The sequence below is a fragment of the Duganella hordei genome (assembly GCF_040369125.1).
Taxonomy (GTDB): Bacteria; Pseudomonadota; Gammaproteobacteria; order Burkholderiales; family Burkholderiaceae_D; genus Rugamonas; species Rugamonas hordei.
Window position 1 is genome coordinate 300672 of sequence record NZ_BPWI01000008.1, and the last position, 26057, is coordinate 326728.

18 protein-coding genes are annotated in these 26057 nt (G+C 66.0%); 4 read left to right on the top strand and 14 right to left on the bottom strand.

The features are described from left to right. Positions 1-4: 4 nt before the first annotated feature. From ABWW33_RS20015 to ABWW33_RS20045, 7 genes are all read right to left on the bottom strand, one after another. The gene (locus ABWW33_RS20015; RefSeq protein ID WP_353403383.1) at positions 5-265 is read right to left on the bottom strand and encodes an NHLP-related RiPP peptide; all 261 of its coding nucleotides are present in this window, start codon (positions 263-265) and stop codon (positions 5-7) included. 83 nt (positions 266-348) lie between these two features. Beyond that, complete coding sequence (locus ABWW33_RS20020; RefSeq protein WP_353403384.1) at positions 349-5292, bottom strand: response regulator; 4944 nt, start codon at positions 5290-5292, stop codon at positions 349-351. Between the two features lie 147 nt (positions 5293-5439). Beyond that, the gene (locus ABWW33_RS20025; protein ID WP_353403385.1) at positions 5440-6822 is read right to left on the bottom strand and encodes an efflux transporter outer membrane subunit; all 1383 of its coding nucleotides are present in this window, start codon (positions 6820-6822) and stop codon (positions 5440-5442) included. After that, positions 6819-8033 (bottom strand): HlyD family secretion protein, encoded by a 1215-nt coding sequence (locus ABWW33_RS20030; RefSeq protein ID WP_353403386.1) that lies wholly within the window; start codon positions 8031-8033, stop codon positions 6819-6821. Before ABWW33_RS20030 ends, ABWW33_RS20025 begins: the two co-directional genes overlap by 4 nt. Before the next feature lie 5 nt (positions 8034-8038). Then, positions 8039-9655, bottom strand: a complete 1617-nt coding sequence (locus tag ABWW33_RS20035) for an MFS transporter (RefSeq protein WP_353403387.1) — start codon at positions 9653-9655, stop codon at positions 8039-8041. A 161-nt stretch (positions 9656-9816) separates the two neighbouring features. After that, the gene (locus tag ABWW33_RS20040) at positions 9817-12237 is read right to left on the bottom strand and encodes a catalase (protein ID WP_353403388.1); all 2421 of its coding nucleotides are present in this window, start codon (positions 12235-12237) and stop codon (positions 9817-9819) included. Positions 12238-12309: 72 nt separating this feature from the next. Beyond that, the gene (locus ABWW33_RS20045; RefSeq protein WP_176652708.1) at positions 12310-12663 is read right to left on the bottom strand and encodes a hypothetical protein; all 354 of its coding nucleotides are present in this window, start codon (positions 12661-12663) and stop codon (positions 12310-12312) included. 186 nt (positions 12664-12849) lie between these two features. On the opposite strand from ABWW33_RS20045, the gene ABWW33_RS20050 reads away from it, so the two are divergent. From ABWW33_RS20050 to ABWW33_RS20060, 3 genes are all read left to right on the top strand, one after another. Then, positions 12850-14208 (top strand): hypothetical protein, encoded by a 1359-nt coding sequence (locus tag ABWW33_RS20050; protein ID WP_353403389.1) that lies wholly within the window; start codon positions 12850-12852, stop codon positions 14206-14208. Positions 14209-14469: 261 nt separating this feature from the next. Continuing rightward, positions 14470-15129 carry a substrate-binding periplasmic protein gene (locus ABWW33_RS20055; protein WP_353403390.1) on the top strand — a complete coding sequence of 220 codons (660 nt, stop codon included), beginning with the start codon at positions 14470-14472 and terminating at the stop codon, positions 15127-15129. A gap of 133 nt (positions 15130-15262) precedes the next feature. After that, on the top strand, positions 15263-16384 hold the full coding sequence (locus ABWW33_RS20060) for a branched-chain amino acid ABC transporter substrate-binding protein (RefSeq protein ID WP_176652706.1): 1122 nt from the start codon (positions 15263-15265) through the stop codon (positions 16382-16384). Between the two features lie 15 nt (positions 16385-16399). Here the strand turns inward: ABWW33_RS20060 and ABWW33_RS20065 are convergent, their stop codons facing one another. Beyond that, positions 16400-16885, bottom strand: a complete 486-nt coding sequence (locus tag ABWW33_RS20065) for an arsinothricin resistance N-acetyltransferase ArsN1 family B (RefSeq protein WP_353403424.1) — start codon at positions 16883-16885, stop codon at positions 16400-16402. A gap of 146 nt (positions 16886-17031) precedes the next feature. Between ABWW33_RS20065 and ABWW33_RS20070 the strand changes: the two genes are divergently transcribed. Next, positions 17032-18009 (top strand): GGDEF domain-containing protein, encoded by a 978-nt coding sequence (locus ABWW33_RS20070; RefSeq protein ID WP_353403391.1) that lies wholly within the window; start codon positions 17032-17034, stop codon positions 18007-18009. 17 nt (positions 18010-18026) lie between these two features. Here the strand turns inward: ABWW33_RS20070 and ABWW33_RS20075 are convergent, their stop codons facing one another. The 6 genes from ABWW33_RS20075 to ABWW33_RS20100 all read right to left on the bottom strand — a co-directional run bounded on the left by ABWW33_RS20075 (position 18027) and on the right by ABWW33_RS20100 (position 26049). Further along, positions 18027-18773, bottom strand: coding sequence for a YoaK family protein (locus ABWW33_RS20075; RefSeq protein WP_176652704.1), 747 nt, complete (start codon positions 18771-18773; stop codon positions 18027-18029). A 60-nt stretch (positions 18774-18833) separates the two neighbouring features. After that, positions 18834-20249 (bottom strand): glycoside hydrolase family 19 protein, encoded by a 1416-nt coding sequence (locus ABWW33_RS20080; protein ID WP_353403393.1) that lies wholly within the window; start codon positions 20247-20249, stop codon positions 18834-18836. A 12-nt stretch (positions 20250-20261) separates the two neighbouring features. Then, positions 20262-22604: a chitinase C-terminal domain-containing protein gene (locus tag ABWW33_RS20085; protein WP_353403394.1), complete on the bottom strand. Its 2343-nt coding sequence runs from the start codon at positions 22602-22604 to the stop codon at positions 20262-20264. A gap of 15 nt (positions 22605-22619) precedes the next feature. Then, on the bottom strand, positions 22620-23636 hold the full coding sequence (locus tag ABWW33_RS20090) for a cupin-like domain-containing protein (protein ID WP_353403395.1): 1017 nt from the start codon (positions 23634-23636) through the stop codon (positions 22620-22622). A 3-nt stretch (positions 23637-23639) separates the two neighbouring features. Continuing rightward, entirely contained in the window at positions 23640-25334 is a 1695-nt protein-coding gene (locus tag ABWW33_RS20095) for a glycosyl hydrolase family 18 protein (protein ID WP_353403396.1), read from the bottom strand. Between the two features lie 316 nt (positions 25335-25650). Then, positions 25651-26049 carry a DUF1842 domain-containing protein gene (locus tag ABWW33_RS20100; RefSeq protein WP_176652701.1) on the bottom strand — a complete coding sequence of 133 codons (399 nt, stop codon included), beginning with the start codon at positions 26047-26049 and terminating at the stop codon, positions 25651-25653. Positions 26050-26057: the final 8 nt, after the last annotated feature.

Sequence of the window (26057 nt, forward strand, 5' to 3'; positions counted from 1 at the left end):
TAACTCAGGCGGCAGTGCCGCCCGACAGCAGGAAGATGACCATGCTGTCCTCGCCGACGATACTGCTGTGCATCGCGGTCTGGTCGGCGGCGATACTCTCCTTGGACGGCAGGCTGCGCACGGCAGGCACCTGCGATGGGTCGAGCGAAATGCCGAGGCCGCCGAGGGCGCCCACCGGATCGCGCAGCATATGTTCACGGAAAGCGTCGTCCTTGGCCAGTTTGTCGAGTACAGTGCTGAGTTCGCCGGAAGTATGCTTGGTCATTTATATTTATCCCTTAGTTTTGAATGGAATGAAGCGTTGCTGCCAGGACATGCTACGGTAAACCACGCGCCTTGCCAAGCAACTTAATGTTGCGGCACACCGTCCAGCGCGTGCACCCCGTCGATCACCGTTTCCAGCGCCGCGCCAAAGGCCGCCAGCGCCTCGTCGAGCTGGGCTAGCCGCGGCGGCAGCAGCAGATTCTCCAGCCCGCCGGCGGCGCGGTGCAGTTCGGCCATCGACAAATTGCCGGCCGCGCCACGAATCTTGTGCACCAGCACCGAGGCCTCCTCGAAGTCGCCGCTGTCGATGGCTTCCAGCAGCTGTTGCGGAGTGGCCTCGAATTCCCGGGCAAATTTGTTCAGCAAGATCATCACCAATTGACCATTGCCGCCCAGCCGGGCCATCGCGTCCTGCATGTCGACGCCGGGGACATTCGGCGCCGCATCCTGCGCCGCCGTTGGCGCGGCCACCACCACCCGGTCCGGGTCCAGCCGTATCCAGCTGGCCAGCACGCCGAACAGGCGTTCCGGGTCGATCGGCTTGGTCACGTAATCGTTCATGCCCATGGCCAGGCTGTTCTCGCGAAAGCCGGCCACCGCATGGGCGGTCATCGCGATCACCGGCAGGTTCGCCTGCTGCAGCTTGGCGCGGATGCGGGCGGTCGCCTCGTAGCCATCCATCTCCGGCATCTGGATATCCATCAGCACCGCGTCGTAGCGGCCGCTGTCGACCATGTGCACCGCGTCGACGCCGTTGCCGGCCAGTTCGACCTGCACGCCGGCGCGCATCAGCACTTCGCGCGCCACCTGCTGATTGATGACGTTGTCGTCGACCACCAGCACGCGGGCGCCGGCGATGCGCAATGCCGCCTCGGACAAGGCCACCGGCTCCGGCTCCGGCAGCGCCGGCTCGGCGGCCTCGAAGCCCAGCGCCAGCAGCACGCTGTTGATCAACTGGGGCGGATGCACCGGCTTGGCCAGGCAGGCGTGGATGCCCGCCTCCGCTGCCGCCTGCACGATGGGCTCGCGCGCGAAGTCGGTGACCATCAGCACCACCGGCAAGGCGCGCCACGCCGGCTCGGCGCGGATGCGGCGCGACGCTTCGATGCCGTCCACTTCGGACAGGTGGCTGTCCATCAGCACCAGGTCGGCCGGCTGCTCCCGCAGCACCTGCATGGCGGCCGCGGCCGATGCGGCGGAATCGGTCGCGAAGCCGGCGCTGCGCAGTTGCCGCTCCAGCATCTCGCGCGCCGGCGCGCAGTCGTCGACGATCAACACGCGCTTGCCGGCGGCGCCTTCGGGCAGCGCCGGCAAGCCGTCCGGCTCGTCCGCCAGGCAATGCAGCGCCACGCTGAAATGGAAACAGCTGCCGCTGTCGGGCAGGCTGTCGATGCCGATGACGCCGCCCATGGCCTGCACCAACTGCTGCGAAATGGCCAGCCCCAGGCCCGTGCCGCCATACAGCCGCGTGGTGCTGGTGTCGGCCTGGCTGAAGGCGCGGAACAGGCGCGCCTGCTGGTCGGGGCTGATGCCGACGCCGGTATCCGCCACCGAGAAGCGCAGCCGCACCTGGCCATCCATGGCACCGCCCGGGCCGTCCAGTTCGACGCGCAGCACGATGTGGCCGCGCGCGGTGAATTTGAGCGCGTTGCCCACCAGGTTGACCAGCACCTGGCTCAGGCGCAGCGGATCGCCGGACAGCCGGGTCGGCACGGCGGGATCGGCCCAGGCCACCAGTTCCAGGCCTTTTTCCGCCGCGCGCCAGGAGAACAGGTCGGCCACCTGGCTCAGCGTGTCGGACAGCTCAAAGGGCACGTTTTCCAGTTCCAGCTTGCCCGATTCGATCTTGGAAAAGTCCAGCACGTCGTCGATGATGCCGAGCAGGTTCTGCCCCGCCCGGCCGATCTTGTTGAAGTAGTCGCGCGGCTTGGCCGGCAGGTCCAGGTAGGTGCCCAGGCCGGCGAAGCCGAGGATGGCGTTCATCGGCGTGCGGATCTCGTGGCTGATGTTGGCCAGGAAGTCGCTCTTGGCGCGGGTCGATGCCTCGGCGTCGGCGCGCGCCTGCTGGATCGCGCGGATCGCGTGGGCCTTCTGGAAGGCCGAGACGAAAGGCTCCTTCAGCGCCTTGAACATGTCGAGGTCGCCGCCGGCGAACGGCGCGTCCTGCTCGAACACCAGGTAGCCCTGCAACTGCTGCTCGACGCAGATGCGCACGGCCAGCACGGCGCCGGCCCGGCTCAGGAACATGTCCGGCGCGATGCTGTCGGCGGCGTCGACCAGCTGCGCATGGGCCTCGGCCAATGTCATGCCGGTACGCGCCAGCGGCACGCCGTCCGGCCAGCCGGCGCGCAGCGCCAGCGCGGCCTCGCCGGCCTCGCCGGCTTCGCCGATCAGCGCATACGCCATGCGCACCGCGCCGATCGCGCTCGATTCGCGCAGGATGGTGTTCAGCAGGGCATCGAAGTCCAGCTGCTCGTTGATCGACTTGACGATCGCGTGCACCCGCTCCAGGTGGCGGGTGCGCGAATACACCTGCAGCTGGAGTTCGATCTGCGCGCGCTGCAGCTGGCGCACGCGCCAGCGGTACAGGCCCCAGCCCAGCACCAGGATCGCCAGCACGCCGCCCGAGCGTGCCCACCAGGTCTGGTACCAGGCCGGCAGGAACTCCAGCGTCATGCTCAGTTCCTGCGGGCTCCACACGCCTTCGCGGTTGCTGCCGCGCATGCGCAGCCGGTAGCGTCCGGGCGCCACGTTGGCATAGGTGGCGATGCGGTGGTTGGCATCCTTTTCCACCCAGTCCTTGTCATAGCCTTCGAGACGGAAGGCGTAGCGGTTGCGCTGGCTGGCGGAAAAATCCAGCGCAGCCACTTCGATTTCGACATTTCGGGTGCCGGCCGGGATGCTCAGGCTGGCGCCGTCCGGCGCCAGCAAGGGCGCCACCGCCACGCTTTGCAGGTCCAGGCGCACCGAGCTGACCACCAGCGGCGGCTGGAACGCCCAGCGCACGGGCGGCTCCGGCCGCACCACGGCATAGCCGCCGGAGGTGCCGAAGACGATCTCGCCCTGCGCCGTCCGTTCAACGGCGCCACCGTAATACGCCTGGTAGACCAGACCGTCCGCCCGGCCCAGCATCTGTGCGCGCAGCGTCTCGCCATCAATCACAGCGATGCCGTCGCTGGTGGAAACCCAGATACGTCCGGCGGCATCGGAGCGCACCCCGGTGATGATTTTGTTGGGCAAACCGGCCTCCGCGCCGATCCGGAGGAAGCGCCGCGTGCCGTCGCCGGCGCGGCCGTCCAACACGGCAATGCCGCCGCCATTGGAGCCCACCCACAGCCGCCCCCGACCGTCGAAGGCAAGCGAATTAATAAATCCGTGCGCCAGACGGGTGTCGATTTCCGGCGCCGGCAACATCTGTTCGGCCTTACCTGTGATCGGATCGAAGCGGTTCACGCCGTTGCGGGTGCCGACCCACAACTCGCCGTCGGGGCCGGCCAGTACCGTGCTGATACGGTTGTCCGTAAGCCCGCCTTCGGTGGCCGGGCCTTGGAGGTAGGTCCGCATCGTGCCGGCACGCGGATCGTAGCGCAGCAGGCCGTTGGCCGTGCCCAGCCACAACACGCCATCCCGGGGCACAATGCTGCCGATGCGGGGCAAGGGTTCCCCCTGCGGCATCGGCACGCGGACGACCCGGCTGCCTTTGGCGCTGGTATGATACAGACCCAGCAATGTGCCGATCCACGCCTCCTGCGGCTCGGCCTCGGCCATGGCCGTGATCATCCGGTTGGGCAGCGCCGTTTCCGGATGCAGCGGATCGGGACGCAGGCCGGCCGTGCGGCTGCCGTCGGGGGCGATCAGGTCTATGCCCTGGTCGGCCAGCGCGACCCAGAGCCGGCCGGCGGAATCGGTCATGAACGACGAGGCGGAAACTTCCGGAAGGCCCACGCCGTCGTGGATGGTGCTGAAGATGCTGTTGCGCGGATTGTGCACGTCGACGCCGCGCTCGTTGGCTACCCACATCAGGCCGCTGCGGTCGCGCCACAGCGCCGCCACGCGGTCGTTGGCCAGGCTGATCGGGATCGCCGGTCGATGCACGATGCGCCGGCCATGGCCGTCGGCGTCGAACTCGATGACGCCGCCGCCGTAGGTCGCCGCCCACCACTGCCCCGGCTGGGTCTCGGCCAGCGACAGCACCATGGCGTTGTTGCTGTCCTGGACCTGCTCCAGCACCAGCATGCGCGCGCCGGCGGTGGCCGCGTCCGCGCCGGCCAGGCCGATGCCGCTCCTGAACGTGCCGAACACCACGCCGCCCTGTCCATTTTCACTCAGCGACAACACGGCGTCGCTGACGCCGCCCGCGATGGCGATATCGTCGACGCGGCCGGTGGCGGCGTCCCGCCGGGCCAGGCCGCCGTTCGAGCCTATCCACAGGTTGCCGCCGCGGTCGACCAGCAGGGCGCGGATCTGGTTGCTGCGGGGGCCGCCGGCCGCGCCGGCCGCGCGCGGCAGGTGGCTGATGGCGTTGCCGTTCTGGCTATCGATGTAGTCAAGACCGGCGCCGGTGCCGACCCAGATGCCGCCGCGCCGGTCGCTGGCGATGGCGCCGATGGCTGGGCTGCTCAAGCCGTTCTTGCCGGCGGCGTAGCGGATGAAGCGCTCCTGCTGCTTGTCGTACATGGCCAGGCCGTCGGTGGTCGTGCCTATCCACAGCCGTCCCTGGCCATCCACATGCAGCGCCTGGACAAAGTCGCCCGGCAGCGAATGGGGATCGTCCGCATCGAAGAAGAAATTGCGCATGTGGTAACCGTCCCAGCGGCCAAGGCCGGCCTGGGTGCCGAACCACATGAAACCGTCGCCGTCCTGCACCACCTTCATCACGATGGGGCTGGGGAAGCCCCGGTCGGCCGGCACCAGATGGTCGAACATGGCCGGCGCCAGCGCCTGCCAGCGGTCGGGCGCATTCGCCGCGCCCGCCGGCGCGCACCACCACAGGCAAGCCAGTAGCGGCACGGCACTGAGGCGCAGCAAAAAGGCACCGGCAAGGGTACCGGCAGCAGATGAGGGGACGTTGAAATTGCTCACAAACGAAGAGCCGTAAAAGCCTGCCATGAATTTTCCCATGCTAGTTAGCAATGGGAATTGCACTGCAAGCATACGGAATTGTTGGCCATCTGTCTATTTTTTTGCCACCCAGCCTCCGCCCATGGCGCGATACAGGTCCACCGAGGCGACCAGGATGCGCGTCTTCAGTTGCAAACGCCCCACATCTGCGTTGTACAGCGTGCGCTGGGCGTCCAGTTCTTCCAGGTAGGAGGCGTAGCCGTTGCGGTAGCGGTTGTGGGCGATGCGCAGCGTTTCGGCGGCCGTGGCACGGCGGGCGTCGTTTTGCACCGCCTGCTCCTTGAGCCGGTAGATCGCCCCGAGACTGTTGTCGGTTTCGGCAAAGGCGGTGCGCACGGCGTTTTCGTAGGCAAAGACGGACTGGTCGCGCTGCGCGGCGGCGGCGTCGGTCTGATGCTGGACCCGGTCGCCTTCGAATACCGGCGCGGCCACCGCGCCGGTCAGCCGCCACAGCGCGGTCGGGGCGTTGACGAAATCGTGCCACTTCAGGTTCTGCACGCCGCCCACCGCCGTCAGCTTGAACGACGGCAGCAGCTGGTCGCGCGTGGCCTGCAGGTTGGCGTTGACGGCGATCAGGTTGTACTCGGCGCGGGCGATGTCGGGCCTGCGCCGCAGCAGCTCGGATGGCAGGCCCGCCGGCACGGACGGCGCTTCGAGCTTTTCCAGTTCCGCGCCGCGCGCGATCGGGCCGGGATTGCCGCCGGCGAGGATCGCCAGCGCGTTTTCCTGCTCGAAGATGGAGCGCCTCAGCTGCGGCAGCTGTTCGGCGGTGGCCTGGTATTCGGCCTGCGCCTGCAGCCACTCCAGCCGCGAGCTGTAGCCGACGTCGAACTGGCGCTTGGCCAGGTCGCGCGATTCCTCGCGCAGCTTCAGCGTGGCTTCGGTCAGCGCCAGCTGGGCGTCCAGCCCGCGCAGGTTGAGGTAGCCCGAGGCGACGGTGGCGGCGATCGACAACGCGGCGGCGTCGGCGTTGGCCTGCTCGGCCTGGTAGGTGGCGGTGGCGGCGTCGGTCAGCGCGGCGAGGCGGCCCCACACGTCCACCTCATAGCTGGCCTGGAATTCGGCCTGGTACACATTGGTGACGTAAGGGACGCCGTTGTAGGCCAGCTGGCGCGTGCGGGTGGGCGCGGTGTCGACCAGGACGTTGGCCTTCTGCCCGGCGGCGGCGACGCCGACCAGCGCGCGGTACTGCGCCACGCGGGAACGGGCGATGCGCAGGTCGCCGTTGTGTTCCAGCGCGGCGGCGACCAGCGCCGTCAGCGCGGGATCGCCGTAGGCTTGCCACCACTGCGGTTCGACTTGCGCCGCGCCCGCCCCCGAGTCGCCGCTGCGCCACGCGGCGGGCGTCTGCAACGACGACGCGGGCGGCGGCGGCGCCTTCGCGGCGCAGCCGGCCAGCGCCAGCGCGGCCCCGGTCAGGACTGCCCGGCATTTCATGGCCTGGCCCCGGCCGCGGCGGCGACGGACGGCTTGGCCGACGCGCTGTCCGCATCGTTCAGCACCGCCGATGTGTCGATGCTGACGATCACCGACATCCCCGGCGCCAGCCGCCGCGCCTTGGCCTGGCCGGGATCGATGCGGATGCGCACCGGTATGCGTTGCGCGATCTTGACGTAGTTGCCGGTCGCATTATCGGCCGGCAGCACGCTGAACTCCGAGCCGGTGGCCGGCGAGATACGCTCGACCTGCCCGGTCAACAGCGCGCCGTCGAGCGCATCGACCTTGAAGGTCGCGCTCTGCCCCACCTGCACGCCGTTCATCTGCGTCTCTTTCAGGTTGGCGATCACCCACAGCTGGCGCGGCACCAGCCCCATCAACTGCGCGCCGGTGTTGACGTAGGCGCCCTTGCGCACCGTGACCTGTCCCAGCTGGCCATCCTCCGGCGCCGTGATGCGGGTGTTGTCCAGATCCACCTTGGCCGCCTTCAGCGCGGCCGCCGCGTTGGCCACCGCCGCCTCCAGCGACAGCTTGTTGACCACCACCGACTGCACCTGCTGCCTGGCGATGTCCAGGCTGGCGCGCGCCTGCGACACCGCCGCCATGGCCTGCGCCCGCGCCGCCTTCGACGAATCCTGCTCGCGCAGCGACAGCGAACCGTCGGCCGCCAGCGAGTTCACGCGGCTCAGGTCAGCCACCGACTTGGCCGATTGCGCCTCCGCGTTGGCCAGCGTGGCCTGGTTCAGCACCACCCCCGCCTCCGCCGTGCGGCGCGCCTGTTCCCAGTTGGCCAGCGCCGCCTTCTGCGCCGCCAGTTGCGCCTCCGCCTGTTCGTAGCGCTGCTGGTAGATGCGGTCGTCGATCTGCACCAGCAGATCGCCCTGCTTCACCTGCTGGAAGTCCTGCACCTTGACGTCGGTGACATAGCCGGACAACTGTGTGCCGATCAAGGTCACCTGGCCGCGCACCAGCGCATTCTCGGTCGAGACGATGGCGCTGCTGAACGGCGGCAGGCGCCACGCATACAGCACCACCAGCACGCCGATCAGCGCCACCAGCGAAAAGGCGATCGCCGAGATGATCTGCGCGCGCCGGTCCGGCGCCGGCGCGGTGGGCGCCGCCGCAGCCACCGCGGCCGCCGCTGCGGCGGCAGCCACCGCCGCCACGCGCTTTTCGGAAGAAGAGGAATCGTCGGGAGTATTGGTAGCCATGTAGGTCAGCGAGCTCCGGAATTGTTGAGGGAAACGTTGGCCATGCCGGTCTGCGCATTGTGCGCGGGCTTGGCCTGGCAGACAACACAGATGTCCCACAGGTAGCGGGCCAGCATCCAGGCCAGCGTCAGCAGCGCCACCAGCGTGATCATCAGGAACACATCGTTATAGGCCAGGATGTTGGCCTCGCGCGTGGCCGCCGCGCCCAGCGCCGCCACGCCGGTGGCGCCGCGGGTGGACGGATCGGCCAGCGCCGCGCCTCCGCTCTGGATGCGCGCCGCCACCAGCGGATCGAGCAGGGTCAGATGGTCGACCAGTATGCTCGAATGGAATTTCTCGCGCACCGACTGGAAGGTGCCGACCAGCGCCGATCCGAGCAGGGTGCCCAAGGTTTGCGTGATGCTGAACATGACCGAGAAGCTGACCAGGTTGTTCGGCGCCGCGATCACGGCGCCGAAGCCCGAGACAAACGTCGGCCCGATGAAGAAGGCGCCGCCAAAGCCCAGCAGAAACTGGCTGACATACAGGTCGGCGGGCCGGGTCAGGTTGGTCGCGTCCGAATCCATGTAGGCGCCGGCCGCCATCACCGCCAGCGAAAACATCAGCTGCAGCGGGATGCGCGCCGGCGTGATGGTCAGCGCGCTCAGTACCAGGCCGGCGACGGTGCCGGCCATCACCACCCACCACAGCATCTGCATCTGGTCGTTGTTCAGGCCCAGCGTCTGCAGAAAGCCCACGGTGCCGTTGGCCTCCGACTGCACCACGCGGATCAGCAGCACCGACAAGGCCAGCCGCGCGATGTTGGCGTTGGTGAGCCAGCGCGTGTTGAGCAGCGGCCGCGCGCGGTTATGCTCGACCAGCAGCGCGCCGGCGATCAGCACGATGGCGCCGGCCAGGCTGACGCCGAGCCAGCGCGACTCCAGCCACCACACGGTGCGGCCCAGCGCCAGCACCGCCGACAGCAGCGCCACGCCGGGCGCGAACAGGCCGAAGGTGAGGAAGTCCATTTTCTCGAACGCCTTGATGCGGTCGCCCGGCGGCAGCTTGAGCACCAGCACGCAGGCCAGCGACAGCAGCGCCAGTCCCAGCTCGAAGAAGTACAGCCCGCGCCACTCGCCGTACTCCATCAACTCGGACGAAAACAGGCGCGCCATCGGCAGCGCCAGTTGCGAGAAGCCGATGCCCAGCACCACGCCCTTGAGCCGGTGCTGGGCCGGGAAGGCCTGCAGCACGTAGTACAGGCCCAGCGTGGACAGCGCGGCGCCGCTCATGCCGTGCGCCACGCGCACCGCGATGGCCGAGCCGAGGCCGTGCACGAACAAGTGCGCCACCGTCGCTATCGCATAGATCACGAGGAAAAGTTCGGTGAACAGCCGCAGTCCATACTGCTGGCGGAATTTGACCAGCAGCAGGTTCATCGACACGTTGGCCATCACATAGGCGGCCGGCAGCCACTGGATCTCGGCCGAGTACACGCCCAGCGAGCCTTGCAGGTAAGGCAGGTTGACCGACACCAGCGCGTTGCCCAGGCCGCCGGTGATGGCGACGATGAAGCCGACCACGAAAAACGCCAGCCGGCGCGGCGCCGTGTGCAGGGGGCTGGATGGCGACCCGGGCAGCAAGGGCCGCTCGTGTGGAAGCCAAACTTGTGGGGCATAAACATCCATGCGTCAGCGTTTCCTGATCTGTCTTTTGGGAGGCAAAATACCACGATGACGAGCATATCACTATGCGCGCCATCGTTGAATATTTTGCACGCTATCCAAAAGGGATAGGCAAAACGCTACAGCACCACCGCCTCGACCTGGCGCTGGAAGTTGCGGTGCGATGCCAACGCATGCTTGAACTGCGCCAGCGCCGGCGCCAGCTCTTCCTTCTTCACGCACCACAGCGACAGATCCGGCGCGCCGTTCTCCAGCGTGGCCGGCAGGCCCGCCTTCAGCAGCAGTTCCGCGCCCGCGCCGGCCGCCAGGATAGGCTTGCAGTGGCGGTACTGCTGGCGCACGAAGTCCAGCGCGTCGGCGTCGCGCATCAGCATCGCCGCGCTGGCCGCGCCGTCCGGCACGATCAGCGCGTCGTACAGCACCGGCGCGCCGGCTTCGATGGATATCTCGATATCGAGCTTGCTGCCGTCGGCCGCCATCAGCTGCCCCAGCTGCGGCGCCACCAGACGCGGCACCGCGCCGGCCGCCAGCAGGTCCGCGTAGATCGCCTTCACGCTGTCCGCATCGACGCCATGGCCGGCCAGGATGGCGACCCGGCGCGTGGCGACGCCGGTGGCGCCCGGCCGCGCCAGCAGCGACAGCGCGGGCGACGGCTCGTAGTGCGGCGGCGGCAGGCTGGTCGCCAGCGGCATCGGCGGCGGCACCTCCAGGCCCAGGCCCTGCGCCACGCCGTCGGCCAATATCGGGTCGACATTGGCCAGCATCGACAGCAGGCGCACGCGGATGGCTTGCGTCTGCACGCGGCTCAACTCGAAGCGGTAGGCGTCGACGATGTGGGCCTGCTCGGCGGGACTCTGGCTGATCCAGAACAGGCGTGCCTGCGAATAGTGGTCGGCGAACAGCTCGGGCTTGCCGCGCACCTTGTCTTCCGGCGGCTGCGGCATGCCGAAGGCGGTCGTGAAGCCGGCCATGCCGGCCTGGAACGGACAGCCGCCGCCCAGCGAATTGGGCTCGTACGCCACGCGCCCGCGCGGGATGGCCTGGCGATGCATGCCGTCGCGCTGGTTGTTGTGCACCTGCGCCAGCGGCGCATTGACCGGGATCTCGTGGAAATTGGCTCCGCCCAGGCGGCTGATCTGCGTGTCCAGGTAGGAGTGGATGCGCCCCTGCAGCAGCGGGTCGTTGCTGAAGTCTATGCCCGGCACGATGTGCGCGGTGCAGAAGGCCACCTGCTCGGTCTCGGCGAAGAAATTGTCCGGATTGCGGTTCAGCGTCATCTTGCCGACCACCCGCACCGGCACCAGTTCCTCCGGCACGATTTTGGTGGCGTCCAGCACGTCGAACGGGAATTGCGCGGCCTGCTCCTCGGTGAAGATCTGCAGGCCCAGCTCCCATTCCGGATAGGCGCCCGCCTCGATCGCTTCCCACAGGTCGCGGCGGTGGAAGTCGGCGTCGGCGCCGCAGATCTTGGCCGCCTCGTCCCACATCAGCGAGTGCGTGCCGGCCAGCGGATTCCAGTGGAACTTGCAGAACACCGACTTGCCATCGGCGTTCACCAGGCGGAAGGTGTGCACGCCGAAGCCCTGCATGGTGCGGTAGCTGCGCGGGATCGCGCGGTCCGACAGGTGCCACATCAGCATGTGGGTCGATTCCGGCATCAGCGTGACGAAGTCCCAGAAGGTGTCGTGCGCGCTGGCCGCCTGCGGCATGCCGTTGTGCGGCTCCGGTTTGACGGCGTGGACCAGGTCCGGGAACTTCATCGCGTCCTGGATGAAGAACACCGGAATGTTGTTGCCGACCAGATCCCAGTTGCCTTCGTCGGTGTAGAACTTGACGGCGAAGCCGCGCACATCGCGCACCGTGTCGGCCGAGCCGCGCTCGCCGGCCACGGTGGAGAAGCGCACGAACACCGGCGTGCGCTTGCCCGCCTTGGCGAACGGCGCGGCGCGGGTGACGTCGCTCAAGTCGCCGTAGCTTTCGAAGTAGCCGTGTGCGGCGGAACCGCGCGCATGCACCACGCGCTCGGGAATGCGCTCGTGATCGAAGTGGGTGATTTTTTCGCGCAGGATGAAGTCTTCCATCGCGGTCGGGCCGCGCAGGCCGACCTTCAGCGAATTCTGGTTGTCCGCCACCGGCACGCCCTGGTTGGTGGTCAGGCGCTGGCCGCCGGAGTCGACGCGGGCCCGGTCCAGCGAAGCGTTGGCGGGATTGACGCCGTGCGGCGGCACGCCGCCGCCGGTCTTCGGCGACTCGGTGGTCTCGCCGGCGGTGCTGGCGGTGGCGACCGGATGCGGCACCGGGCAGGTCAGGCCCGCCTGCGGCGTGCGCGCGGCCTCGCCATGTTCGCCTTCCTTGTTGGCGTTGTAAGGCATTTCGCCGGCCAGTTGCTGGCCGCCTGCCGCCTTGTCCAGCAAGGCTTGCTGTTGCGGGGAATCGTTCCCCAGGCTGTCCGGCGGAGGCGCCGACGACGGCCCTGCCACCGTGCTCAAAACGGAACCGGCCCCCATGATGGCGGCCGGTACTTTTTTACCTTGATTCATGGATGTCCCTTGATGAACGGCGCCCGGACGGGCAGCCGGTCATGCCGGCAGCACCGGCCGGACAGCCAGATGTTATTTGGCGCTGCGCGAGCTCAGCAGTTTGGAGATGCCGTAGCCGGCGGCGGCGGCGATCAGCACCGAAATCGCCGGGCTGGCGCGTACGTGGCTGCGGCCCGATTCGGCCAGCGCCTTGTAGCTCTCTTTCACTTGCTTGCTGCGCGCGATCAGGCGGTCCGAGGTGCTTTCCACCGTGTCGGCAACCTTGTCTACGCCGCCATGGGCGCTGGCTGCCAGGCGGTCGGTGGTTGCTGGCACCTTATCGGCCACCTTGTCGATGGCGGCGTGCGCGTCGGCGCGCAAATCCTTGCCGATTTGGGTGACGCCGTCGCGGGTGCTGTTGAGTTTGTTTTCAATACTGTTTTCCATGATGCTTTCCTCTCGTTGTATGTTGGACTGCAAGGGACACGATAGGCCCCTTGCCGATGCTTGACCGTGCGGAAACTAACAAACGGGTGCATCGCACCAATGCGTTCTCATATGTGAACTGGCACACGGACGGGACCGGCAAAAAGGAGGATGCTGGGGCGTTACGATCGAGTCCAGGAGAGCGCCATGTTTCCCATCTCATCCGCAGCGCCAGGCTTCGTGCCGGCAGTGGTGGAAAGCAGCGCCGTTACGCAGGTCGGCCAGGAAGGCGTCACCGCCGTCGGGTCCGCCACCGATGCGCCCAGGGCGGCATCGGTCTCCGTCGAGCTGTCGCCGGTGGCGAATTTCCTGCTGGCCGTATCGCAATCCCGGGAGCAACTTACTGGCCTGCAAACACGGGACGCCGACCTGCGTGCCGGCCTCTTGAATGACGCAACGCAAAATGTGGTGAATGCGTTCAACTTGTTGCCGTCGGTGGATTTCAACCAAGCTCAGCCACAAGGCAATTCCCTGCTGAACAATCTGGTGCAGAGCATCAGCGAGCAGAATACCGCGCAGCAGCTGGCGCGCGTGGGCGTGACCTTGCAGCCGCCGCTGCTGTCGGATGCGACCGGCGGCCTGTCGCTGGACAACGAGGTGCTGCGGGCGGCGTTCAACACGGACAGCCAGGCCACCACGTCGACCTTGCAAAACACGCTGGACACCTTCAGCAACCTGGCCACGCGGTTCGCCGAGCAGCTCAGCGCGGCCGGCACCAGCGCAGCCCAGGCGCTGCCGTTCGCCAGCCAGGCGCCGCTGACACTGGCCGATGCGGTGGCCAACGCGCAGCTGGACCTGGCCCGTGCCGACCTGGGTCAGCTGGCGCGGAATCCGTTCCAGGAAACGGCCGCCGACCGGCTGGCCGCGCAGCGGGCGGCGCAGGAACAGCCGCCGGCCGCGCAGTCGCTGGCGCCGCCTTCGCCGATCGTCAATCCGCTTGTCAATCCGCTGCAGGCATCGACGGCCGAGGTGATCGCCGCGCAAAATGCGCAGGCGCCGCAGGCAAATCAGGCAACCCAGGCTGCTGCGGATACGGCGGCGGCACAGGCCGGCACGGATACCACGCAGACCACGTCGAACACCGCCCAAGCCACTGCGGACGCGGCACGTGCCGCAGCGGCGGCACAGACGGCGCGGCAGCAATCGACGGCGGACCTGGGCGCGGCGACAGCGGCCGGCACGCAGGCCGCGGCGCAGGCCGGGCTTGCGCAGAACGCGGCGGCATCGGCTGCCGCGCTCAACACCGCCAACGCCACGCCGGCGCAACAGGCCACGGCTGCGCAAAACGCCGCCGCGCAGCAGGCGGCGGTGCGCGCCAGCCTGCTGCAAACCGACCCGCTGCGCGCCAATCCGGCGCTGGCTTCCGCCATCGCCGCCTACAACATCAACGATACGACGGTGTTGGGCGCCAATGCCCGCGCCGCGTCGCCTGCCGGCGGTGCGGTGCCGCGCGTGTCGGCGGTCGAAGCCCCGGCCCGCTCGCGCGGCATCGGCACCGCGCGTTAGAGGGGTAGCCCCACAGGATCAGAATCGCCCGGCAGAACGCGCAATGGCGCAACAAGCCTTTCAGTATTTGTGAACATGCTTGGAATTTTCTGCAATAATCGGGCGATGCTCAAAGCCAAATTGTCGATGCCGGCGGGTTTGTCTGCCACTTTGCTTGTCACGTTGCTGTGGTGCGGACTACCGCCCCGCGCGACGGCCGCCGGTCCCGTGGTACAACTGCTGATGGGCGATACGCTCGACGAAAGGGGCAGGCCCAGGCCCATGCCGGAAGTCAAACGCAAGGTGATCGCCGCAGTGGAGCGGGAGCTGGGCGTGACCTTCGAGCCGCATATGTATCCATGGGCGCGCGCCGAACGCTACGCCCTCGACGGCGTGGGCCTGATTTTCGGGCTGCCGAAAACCGCAGAACGCCTGCGCGCGCTGCATTACTCCGATATTGCCACCCACAACAGCCTGTGGCTGGTCACGCGCAGCGACGCCACCTTCCCGTTCAACAGCCTCGAGGACCTGCGCGGCAAGACCGTCGGCACGGTACGCGGCTACAACTACGGCGAGGAATTCGAACAGGCGCGCGGCAAAAAACTGTTCCGCACCGACGACGACATCTCCTCGCGCGGCACCCGCCTGACCCGCCTGATGCTGAAGCGGGTCGACGTGGTGCTGCTGTTCCAGCCCAACGGCCAGACCGCGAAAGATCTCGAGGCCGACATCCGCCAATTCATGGCGCCGCGCCTGCCGTCCATCGGCGCCGCCGCCAACGCCGGCTTCAGCGTGCTGCCAAAGCCGATGGCCACCGACAGCGGCCAGTTTTTCGCCATCGCCCGCGGCAAGGACGACGGCATCATCGACCGCATCAACGCGGCGCTGGCCCGCATCCGCCAGCGCGAGGAAGAGGCCAGGCGCCAGCGCGCGCCGAATTAAATTTTGGCCGGCAGCCCTTCGAAAGCGGATCTGCCCGAAAAAAGGCCATACGCAAGCCCAACTCACGCGATAATATTTGCGGATTTTGGCGATAATCCTGTCATCGCATTTATTCACACCCTCTGGAGACCGCATGAAACTGAAGCACATCGCTGCCGCCCTGGCGCTGCTTGGCGCCGCCACCGTCCACGCGCAAGACACCGTGGTCAAGATCGGCCACAGCGGCCCGTTGTCCGGCGCCCAGGCTTTCTCCGGCAAGGACAATGAATCCGGCGCGCGCCTGGCGATCGAGGAACTGAACGCCAAGCCGATCACCGTGGCGGGCAAGAAGCTCAAGTTCGAATTGCAGTCGGAAGACGACCAGGGCGATCCCAAAGCCGGCGTGGCGGCGGCGCAGAAGCTGATCGACCAGGGTGTCAAGTTCGTCGTCGGCCCGTACAACTCGGGCGTGGCGATTCCCGCATCGCGCGCCTACAACGACGCCGGCGTGCTGATCGCCACCGTGGCCACCAATCCGAAGATCACGCAGCAGGGCTACAAGGGCCTGTTCCGCGTGAACGCCAGCGATTCGCAGCTGGGCACCAAGATGGCGCTGTACGCGGCTAATGAACTGAAACTGAAGACCGTGGCCGTCATCGACGACCGCACCGCGTTCGGCCAGGGCGTGGCGGAGGAATTCAAGAAGCAGGCCAAGGCCGCCGGCATGACCGTGGCCGGCCACGAGTTCACCAACGACAAGGCGTTCGACTTCACGTCCATCCTGACCAAGCTGAAAACCAAGAAGGTCGAGGCGATCTTCTTCGGCGGCTACGCGCCGCAGGCCGCGCCGATGGCGCGCCAGATGAAGCAGTTGGGCATCAACGCCAGGCTGCTGGGCGGCGACACCATCTGCACGGCGGAGATGGGCAAGCTGGGCGGCGACGCCGTCGGCGACAACGTGCTGTGCTCGCAGGGCGGCGCTATCCTCGACAAGGCGGCCAGCGGCCCGGCCTTCAAGGCCAAGTTCAAGGCCCGCTTCAAGCAGGATGCCGACGTCTACGCGGCCGCCTACTACGATGCGACCATGATGTATGCGCAGGCCATGCAGAAGGCGAACTCGCTCGATCCGCAAAAGGTGGCGGCCACCATCGGCGCCGGTTCGTACAAGGGCGTGGCGGGCACCTATTCGTTCGACGACCACGGCGACATGAAGCAGTCGCCGGTCACCATCTTCAACTTCAAGGGCGGCCAGCCGGTGCCGCTGACTACCTATTAAGTTGAGGGAGGCCGTCTAGGAGAGCCGCAGCTCCCAGTACCCGACGTCGATCCAGCGATCGAACTTGCGGCCGACCTGCTTGAAGTGGGCGACCTTTTCAAAACCCAGGCTTTCATGCAGCGCCACGCTGGCGGGGTTGGGCTGGGCGATGCCGCCGATCGCCATGTGGATGCCGCGCGTGCGCAGTTCTTCCAGCAGCGCCTTGTACAGCGCCGAACCTATGCCCCGGCCGCCCTGCCCCTGCGCCACGTACACGCTGGTCTCGGCCGAATAGCGGTAGGCGGCGCGCACCCGCCACTTGGTCGCATACGCATAGCCGGCCACCTGTCCATCCCGCTCGTGCACCAGCCATGGCAGGTGCACCGTCACGTCGCGAATGCGGCCGGCCATTTCCTCCGGCGAGACGGGGTGCTCCTCGAAACTGATGGTGGTGGTGGCGATATAGTGATTGTAGATGGCGACGATGGCGGCGGCATCGTCAGGCGTGGCGGGTCGTATCATCGGCATGGTGTTGTGGTTGAAGAGATAAGCTTAACAATAGCGTGTTTGTATGGAAGCCGCAACGCCCCGGTTTACGCGAATAAAAAGCGCGTATGATTTATCTGTTCGTCTGTTCAGGACAAAACAAAAAGAACCGGGAGATCGACATGCTGGCCGCCGCTAGACCGTCAAACGAGACCCAGCGCATCGAGGCGCTGCACGCCCTTAACCTCCTTGACAGCGAGCGGGAGGAACGCTTCGACCGGCTCACCAGGCTCGCCAGGCGGCTGTTCAATGTGCCGATCGCGATCGTCACCCTGGTCGATTCCGACAACGTGTTCGTCAAATCCTGCGCCGGCAACGATGTGGTGTCGGTACCGCGCGACGCATCCTTCTGCGCCCACGCCATCCTCAGCGAAGATATCCTGGTGGTGCCGGACGCCACGCTGGACCTGCGCTTTCACGACAGCCCGCTGGTCACCGACGATCCCTATGTGCGGTTCTATGCCGGCTGCCCGCTGACGATACCGGGTGGCTGCCGGCTGGGCACCCTGTGCCTGCTCGACACCATGCCGCGCATGCTGGAGGGCGAGGACTGCAAGCTGCTGCGCGACCTGGCGGCGATGGTCGAGCAGGAAATGGGCGCGCTGCAGATGGCGACCATGGATGCAATGACGATGCTGTCGAACCGGCGCGGCTTCGAGGTGCTGGGCCAGCAGGCGATGAATGTGTGCCACCGGCTGGGCAAGCCGGCCTCGCTGCTGTTCTTCGATTTGAACTATTTTAAAAAAATCAACGACACCTTCGGCCATGCGGAAGGCGACCGCGCGCTGACGGTGTTTGCCGACATCCTGCGCACCATCTTCCGCAACAGCGATTTGATCGGCCGCCTGGGCGGAGACGAATTTTCCGCCCTGCTGATCAACTCCGACGCTGCCGAAACCATGGCCGCCGTCCAGCGGCTGCAGGACGCCGTCGACGTGCGCAACGCGCAGGACCGGCGCGGCTACGACATCCGCTTCAGCGTCGGCCAGGTCAACCTCGACCTGGCCCGCCACCACTCCATCGGCGATATGCTGGCGGAGGGCGACATGGCCATGTACCGCAACAAGCAGCTGTTGAAGGCGCAGACTGCGCCGCATTGATCCACCTTGATCATCGTTCAGCGCTGGCGCGCGGCGTACAGGTCGTCGAAAACCGGGATGATGGCCAGCGTCAGCAACGCCAAGGCCAGCGGTACCGTAACGATATAGCCGATATATTTGAAGCCGAAGGCGCCGACCAGGCCCCCTGCCAGGAACATCGCCAGCAAGGAACCCAATAGCCGTAGCTTGCCGCGGTCGGCCCTCACCGTGTCCGAAGGCCCGGCGCTTGGCAGTCCATTCCAGTAAACCAGCTTGCCCAGCTCGATGCCGATGTCGGTCACCAGGCCGGTGACGTGGGTGGTGCGGATTTCGGCGCGCGACACCTTGGTGACGATGGCGTTTTGCAACCCCATCACAAAGCACAGCAGCGCGACGATGGCGGAGATCTGGCCCGACGCGCCCAGCTTGGCGCCCATCAGGCCAAAGCACAACAACAGAGCCGCCTCGACGATCAACGGCAGCGCATACTGGCTGTGCGCGCCGCGCCGGCGGCCCCAGTTGATCAGGATCGCCGACGTCGCCGCGCCGAAGAGGAAGGCCAGCAGCGACGCGAACCCCGCCGCCACAAGGGCCACCTCGCCCAGGGCGGCGTTGTCGGCCAGCGCCGAGACGATGCCCGACATGTGCGACGTGTATTGACCTACTGCGAAAAAACCGCCGGCATTGACCGCGCCGGCCACGAAGGCCAGCGAACGGCCAAGGCGGCGGTTGCTGATATCGGTTCGTTGCGGGCTGGTTAAGGCACGCAGGTAGTGCATGGGCATGGCTGGCCTCTTTATTGCTGTCGGCCATTCCATTGTATGCCATCACCTCACTTCAGGCATCTACTTCAATACCACGTTCCAGTTCTTTTCGACGCACCTGGCGTAGTTGCCAGCGATAAGAGCGCTATACGGCGTCTGGTAGCTCACCAGCTGGCACTGGTAATCGCCGCCGCTGCTCCAGTTCTTCTCCCAATAGATGTTGTAGGCGGCCGAACTGGATGCGGTGAAGCGCTGCATGGTGGCGCACGACAGCTGCTCGCCGCCGACGTTCCAGCCCAGGTCCGCCGCGAACTGCTTGTAGTAGTCGATGCGGTTCTGCGCCGCCGCCTTCTCCGTACCGGTACCGCACTCGGCGTTGATGATCATGATCGTCGTGGCGAAGTTGTTGCCCGCACCGGCCGTCCGGTCCGCCGCATTCGGCACCCAGGTTCCATCCAGCACATGCAGCATCGACGGCTTGGGCGGCTGCGGGTAGACGAAGAAGAACGTCGCCGAAGCGAGATTGAGCCAGGTCGACGCCACCAGGTCCGGGTTCTTCAACAACACCGACTGGTCGCCGTTGTACATCACCTGCGAGAACGGGCCGTAGTTGTAGTTGTAAGAAAGCTGCTTGGCGCCGCGTCCGTAATATTTCTTGAAACTGCCGTCGGCGTTTTTACCGCAGGTCCAGACGGTGTTGAACACCGGGTCCGAGCACTCGGCGTTGTAGCCGCAGTTGGTGCCGGTTTCGTCGCAGCCCATTTCGCGCAGATACTTCAGGCCCTGCCGCCACTGCGGCAATGGCAGGCTGGCATTGTGGTCGCCCGTCTCCTGCGCGAAGTGCGCGAACATCGTCGCCAGCGAGTGGCGGCAGATGGCGTCGGCGTCGCGGCCGTCGGTGTAGTCGCCGCAAACCGCCGGGAACTTGGCCACCGCCTGCAGGAATCGGCCATACGTGTAGCTGGGCTCGCGCACGCCGAAGTAGTAGTCCCACCTGGCCGACGACAGCAGCCGCTCGACCCGCCTGACGTTGGCGGGATTGGCCGCCACGCCGGGCGCCACGGCATCGACCGCCGCGTTGTCCAGCGTGCGGATCGACGCCTTCACCTTGCGGAAGAAATCGTTGTCGGTCAGCTCCGCCTCGCGCGCCTCCGCTTGCGCCCTGGTCGGCACGCCGCCCGGTTGCGTGGTGCCGGGATCGGTCGGCGGCGGATCGGTGGCGACACCGACGTACTTCCACGGCCCGTAGGTATCGGCGGCGTCGGGCGCGGTGCCCTGCACCCACCATTTCGCCTCGAACTGCTTGCCCTGATAGATCGCGCACATGCCGGCCGTATAGACGGCGGTGCCGCTGTATGCGGGGCATGCGGCTGCTACCGTCGTGCCGCCCGCCAGAATGCGGGGCGCCGCGCTGCCGGCCTGGCCGCCGTCGCTGCCGCCGCCACAGGCGGCAAGCAGCATGGCGGTCAGCGAGGCAAAGATATAAGTGATCTTCATCTCGCCGTCTCCTTACTTCAGCGCGACCGGCAAGCCGGGGTACTCTTCACTCAGCGCGTAGCGCACGCCGTTCACGGTGACGACGTAGGAGGACGGTCCGGAAATCGGCAGCGAGTAGTTCAGCGTGATCGCCACCGAAGCACCCGGCGCCAGCGATTGCCACGACGGTATCGTGAACCTGGCGTGGTTGAAGTTGGCCTTGAAGCCGCCGATGTTGTTCGGTCCCGAGTAGCCGGCCTTGGTCACCGTCAGGCCATAGCCCGACTGGTCGCTCATGTTGGCCGGCGCCGATACCGGATAGTCGAACTCCACCACCGAGCCGCCCGGAATGGTGACGGTGGTGTTGTTCGTCACCGTCATGACCGGGTTGATCGGGTAGTTGCTGTCGCCGAGCTTCCAGCCGCCGAGCGAGATGCTGACCTTGGCGCTGCTGGCCGGCATCGCCGATTCCGCCCGCGCCGCGCCGTACGGACCGGCGGTCTTGAAGGCGTTGTAGATGTTGGTGGTCAGCGTGTAGCCCATGAAGTACTCGCCTTTGCCGCCGTTCCTGCCGGCGTCCCAGGCGTAGTCGCCGGCCAGTTCCCAGATCATGATGCCGCCGATGGCGTTGTCGATCACGTACTGGGTCTTGGCCGCGATCGACTGCGCCGTCTCGGTGGACAGGAAGACCTTGCGCGTAGCGTTCCACAACCACGGCGCGGCCATCGTGGCGCTGTAGTTGGGGCTGTAGACGCCGGTGATGGTCTTCTCGGTGATGCCGTAGGCGTCCAGGTAATCCGGCACGATCGCGCCTTGCAGGTTCAGCGCGTGCCACAGCGGATTGCCGCCGCCGGGTACCGCCTGGCCGTTGGTATCCAGGTCATGCCAGACGTTGTCGATGCCGATGGCGCCGGTGCCGCAGGTCGGAACGCCGGCGCAGGTGACGGTGTTGCTGACCAGTGGCGACGTGCCCCACAAGCCGTTGGTGCCGCCGGTGACGTCCTTCCAGCCGCGCGTGTAGTACGGCACGCCGAGGTTGATGCGGCCGGCCTGCAATGCGCCGCGGTAGTAGCGGTAGGCCCAGTCGACATTCAGGTAACCGATGCCGCCGTACTGGTAGGCGTTGCCGGCTTTGAGTTCGGCGTCGTTGCCGTCGTCGAACAGCGCGGCGTTCGGACCGACATACTGGTTCCACCCGCCGTGCAGGTCATAGGACATCAGGCTGGCGTAGTCCAGGTACTGCAGGCCGGAGAGGTTTTCCTCGCCGCGCAGTATCCATGCCGAAGCCGAACCGGCGATGGTCAGCATGTAGTACTTGTTGTCGGCGACGGCGGCCGTGTCCAGTTTCTGGCGTACGGTCTTCAGCAGCGCGTTGTAGCCTGTCATCAGCCCCGCGAGGCGCGGCTTGGAGACACCGAAGTCGAGCGGATTGCCGGCCGCGTTGTTGGTGGTCGGGTGCTCGTAGTCGATGTCGATGCCGTCGAAGAAGGTGTACTGGCGCAGCACGGCGACCATCGAATCGGCCAGCGTGTTGATGCCGGCGGTGTTCAGCGAACCGTCGGCGTTGGTGGTGGCGGTGTAATAGCCGCCGCTGCCCGCCCAGCCGCCGATCGACAGCATCACCTTCACGCCGGGATAGCGCTTCTTGTACTGCGCCAGCAAGTTGAAGTGGCCTTTGTACGGCAACGACGGATCCATCGCGGCGGCGGGGATCGTCGGCCAGGTCATGCCGGTGTCCGGGTTGTTGGCGCCGGTGCCAAGTTGGACTTTGGCGTTGGCGTCGACTGCAGCGAAGGCGTAGTTGACGTGGGTGATTTTGTCCCACGGGATGTTGTTGACCAGGTAGGACGGCGTGTTGTTCGCTCCTGTGCGCCAGCTGGTGAAGTAACCGACGATGCGGCGATTCAGGCCATTGGCCAGCTTCTCGCGGCCGTTGGCATCGTACACGCCGCAGTAGTTCACGTTCGGTACCGGCGTGGCCAGGCCGTCCGGGCGGCATGCGACCGGCGTTGGCGTTGGCGTTGGCGTTGGCGTTGGCGTCGGTGTCGGTGTCGGTGTCGGTGTCGGAGTTGGCGTTGGGGTCGGAGTTGGCGTGGTCGTCTGCGCCGCCCAAGGGCCCCACTCTTCCGTGCCGGGCACGTTATTCTGCGTCCACCACTTGGCGGTGTAGGTGATGCCGTTGTACGTCACGCACATGCCGACGGTGTAGACCGCCGAAGCACTCCACGCGTCGCAGGTGACGGCCGCGGCGCCCATGCGCACGGCGCCGCCCAATAATTTCGGCGCTGGAGTAGCTGCGTTTTGAGGGTCGCTGCCGCCACCACAGGCGGCCAGAGTACTGCCGACTAGCGTCAGCATCAAAATATTTTGTCTCATTTTTAGATCCCGTGATTAGAAGTCTTGATTGCTCGGGTAATGGGTATAGAAGTCGTTATCCCACAGGAAGTGGGTGGTCGAGACCGTGATGGTCACATCGAGCGCCTCGACAAAATGCCACCAGCCCACCGGCAGGAACAGGATCTCGCCCGGTTCCAGCACGCATTCGATGACCGGCACGTTGGCCATCATCGGGAAGCGCTGCAGATCGATGTTGCGTCCATCGACCTGCGAATAACAGTGACGCTGGTTGTACACGTTGGGCGTGTCGCACGGTGCGATCAACCGCACCCGCTTGCGCCCCGCTATCTGGATCATGAAATTGTTGGTCAGGTCGTGATGGAACGGCGTGATCGTGCCGGCCGGTCCGAACCAGAAAAAGCCGCCGCGCCCCTGCTCCAGGTATTCCGCCAACGGCGGCAGATCCGCCATCAGCTCCTGCAGCGCCTCGCGATTCCGGCCGTCGTTATTGGCGGTCATGTAGAAATCGTTGGTTGGGCCGCTGTCCCGCACCATTGCCACGTATTCGCCGAAAGGCATGCGGCGCTTGTGCGAGTTGCTGTTCATTTCGTAGTTCGGATCGGCCTCGCGGCCGAACTGCACCTCGACTTCCCGCCCGCCCAATTGCCCGATCAGGTGGTCGTAAGTCCACTTTTCGCGCGCGACGCAATCGTCCAGCATGCCGGTGATGATCACCGGCTCGTTGCGGCGATAGTGCTCGTCGAGGAAAGCGGCGCCGGACAGGCGCTCCCGACGCGGCACTTCATTGGGCCCCAGCCGGTTCAGGCGCTGCTGGATGCGCAGCACCCAGTCGCGCTTGGCCAGCCGGTTGTGCAGTCGCGATACGCCCCGCAGGTATGGGCTGCGCAGCGCGGCGTCCATCTCCGCGCGCGCCGAGGCCTCGACGATGCCAGACTGGATCATGATGCCGATGAGCGCTTCCGGATGGCCGCCGAGAATAAGGTTCTCGGCGATCCATCCCCGCCATGAGTCGTTAACGTCTATCTGTTGTACGGCGTCATGGCGGTTCATCGCTTATCGTCCTTTCCACACTGCGCTGGTCAAAGCTCCGCTGGCGTCGCCGTCGAGCTCCCACGAGAAGGCGCCACGCAGACTCTGGTCGCGCACATACTGCATCTTGGTCGCGATTACCGTCGGGTCGTCATAGCTCCACCATTCTCCGCTGCCAGTGTACAGGAACAGCTGTTTGGTGGTCGGGTGGTACCAGCGCGATCCCGTCTTGTTGACCAGCACTTTGTAGTCGTCTATGCCCGCCTCGTAGGTGCCCGCCGCGGCGCCCGTGGTGGATTGATACAGGCCGTTGGCGTTAGGCCCGGCGGCGACTCCCTTCCATCCGCGTCCGTAGAACGGCACGCCGAGCAGGATCTTATTGCGCGGCATACCTGCGGCCACCAGCGCCGTGATGGCGTCGTTGGCGTTGTACTTGGCGAGCACGCCGGTCGATGGATCGGCGCTGTCGTGGTACAGCGGGGCGTGGAAGTTGGTGGTGCTTTCCCAGCCGCCGTGGAAGTCGTAGCTCATCAGGTTGACCCAGTCCATGTACTGCGAATACAGGTTGGGTTCGGTCTGGGCGATCTTCTCGGTGCCGGCGCCGATGGCGGCCGTCAGCGCATAACGCTTGCCGTCGATGGCGCCTTGCGCATCGAGCTGCGCGCGGAACTCGGCCATCAGCAGCGTGAAGTTATGCTTGTCGGCGACCGTGTCGAAGGTGTTGTACGGCTGTCCGCCGCCGCCCGGGTATTCCCAGTCGATGTCGATGCCGTCAAACACGCCTTTGGCGGAACCCGCGCCGCCGCGTCCATCCTGTACCGGCAGGTCGCCGGCGATGAACATCTTGACGCAGGACTTGGCCAGTTGCTTGCGCAGCGCGTCGGTCTTGGCGGCGGCCGAGAAGTTCTTCGACCAGCTCCAGCCGCCCAGCGAGATGAAGATCTTCAGGTTCGGGTGTGCGGCTTTCAGCAGCTTCAGTTGCAGGAAGTTGCCGCTCAATGGAGCATCCCATGCGACGGCCTGGCCGTTGACGGTACGCGCCGGCGAGCGTTGATAGTCGGCGTAGGCGTCGCCGCCGGTGCCGGCCGCCGGCGACGTCGGGCTGTCGTTGCCGACTTCGGCGCGGGTCTGCATGTCGCATTCGTAGCCGCCGTTCTTGGCGTAGGTGTTGCCGAAGGCGTAGTTGATGAAGGTGAGCTGGTCGGCGATGCTGGTCTGCACGCCGTTGACCGGGGTCTTGGTGGTGTGGATGTCGGCCACTTCGTAGTTACGGCCATAGACGCCCCACTGCGCGAAGTAGGAGCCGATTTCACGACCGCCGGTCGGTGTTGGCGTTGGAGTAGGCGTCGGGGTGGGTGTTGGAGTTGGCGTTGGAGTCGGAGTCGGCGTCGGGGTAGGCGTCGGAGTTGGCGTTGGGGTCGGGGTCGGCGTGGTCGCTTGCAGCTCCCATGGTCCCCATTCCTCGGTGCCCGGAATATTATTCTGCGTCCACCACTTGGCTTTGTAGGTGGCGCCGTTGTAGGTCACGCACATGCCCAGCGTGTAGATCGCGCTGGACGACCACGCCGGACATGTATCGGCTGCTACGGTTTGCGTCCCTCCGAGCAGCTTCATTTTTTGTGTATCGGTAGCGGGGCTGTCGCTGCCCCCGCCGCAAGCCGCAAGCATGCCGGCGATCAGGCCTAATACGGCCGCATTCCCCTTGACTGCACGTTCCATGGTCTCTCCTTGGTGTGGTGGGTGGTTTTCTTTTTTATTATCTTTTCAGGATGAAACCGAAATAAGTGGTAGTCAAGTGGTTTTATTAAATAGCATCCAATCCAATACCAGTTGTAAGGAGGTAAGAGCCACGCAGGAAAGAATAGATATCAAACGATACACGGAGTGTGAGCGCCCACCAACCTCGTTGGCGCTACAAATTAAGCGACTAGCATGCCGCTTAACAGAATGTCTGAAAATGAACATTCCGTTAAACGGCTAGTACCAATTTTGAGGGCTGGAAAAGTGGTAGTGCGCCACCCGCGCACAAAAACGGTCAGTGGACCATTTCAGGCAGCAAGGCACGGCCGACGCCGTCACGGATTTCCACGATGCGCCGGCGATCGGTGCCAAAGCTCATCTTGTAGCAAACCTGGCCGTCGCGGGAGGCGGTCGGCAGTACCATCAGCATCTGGAATCCGCTGGGTACCTCTTCGACACCGGGGAAAATCGCCGGCAAGCCGGCCAGTACGATGGCCTGCAACGGACGCTCGCCGCCGATTTCCGTGTAGTGGCCACGGACCGAAATGCCGACACTTTCGCCGTCACTGAACGCGAGGTGGGCATGCCCGAGCACACTGTCGGTTTGCCGGTTGACGATCAGGTTCAGGCGCAAAGTGGGGTGATCCTGGCGCTCGGTGGTGACTTCGTAGACTGCGGTAAATAATTGACTCATGGTGATTC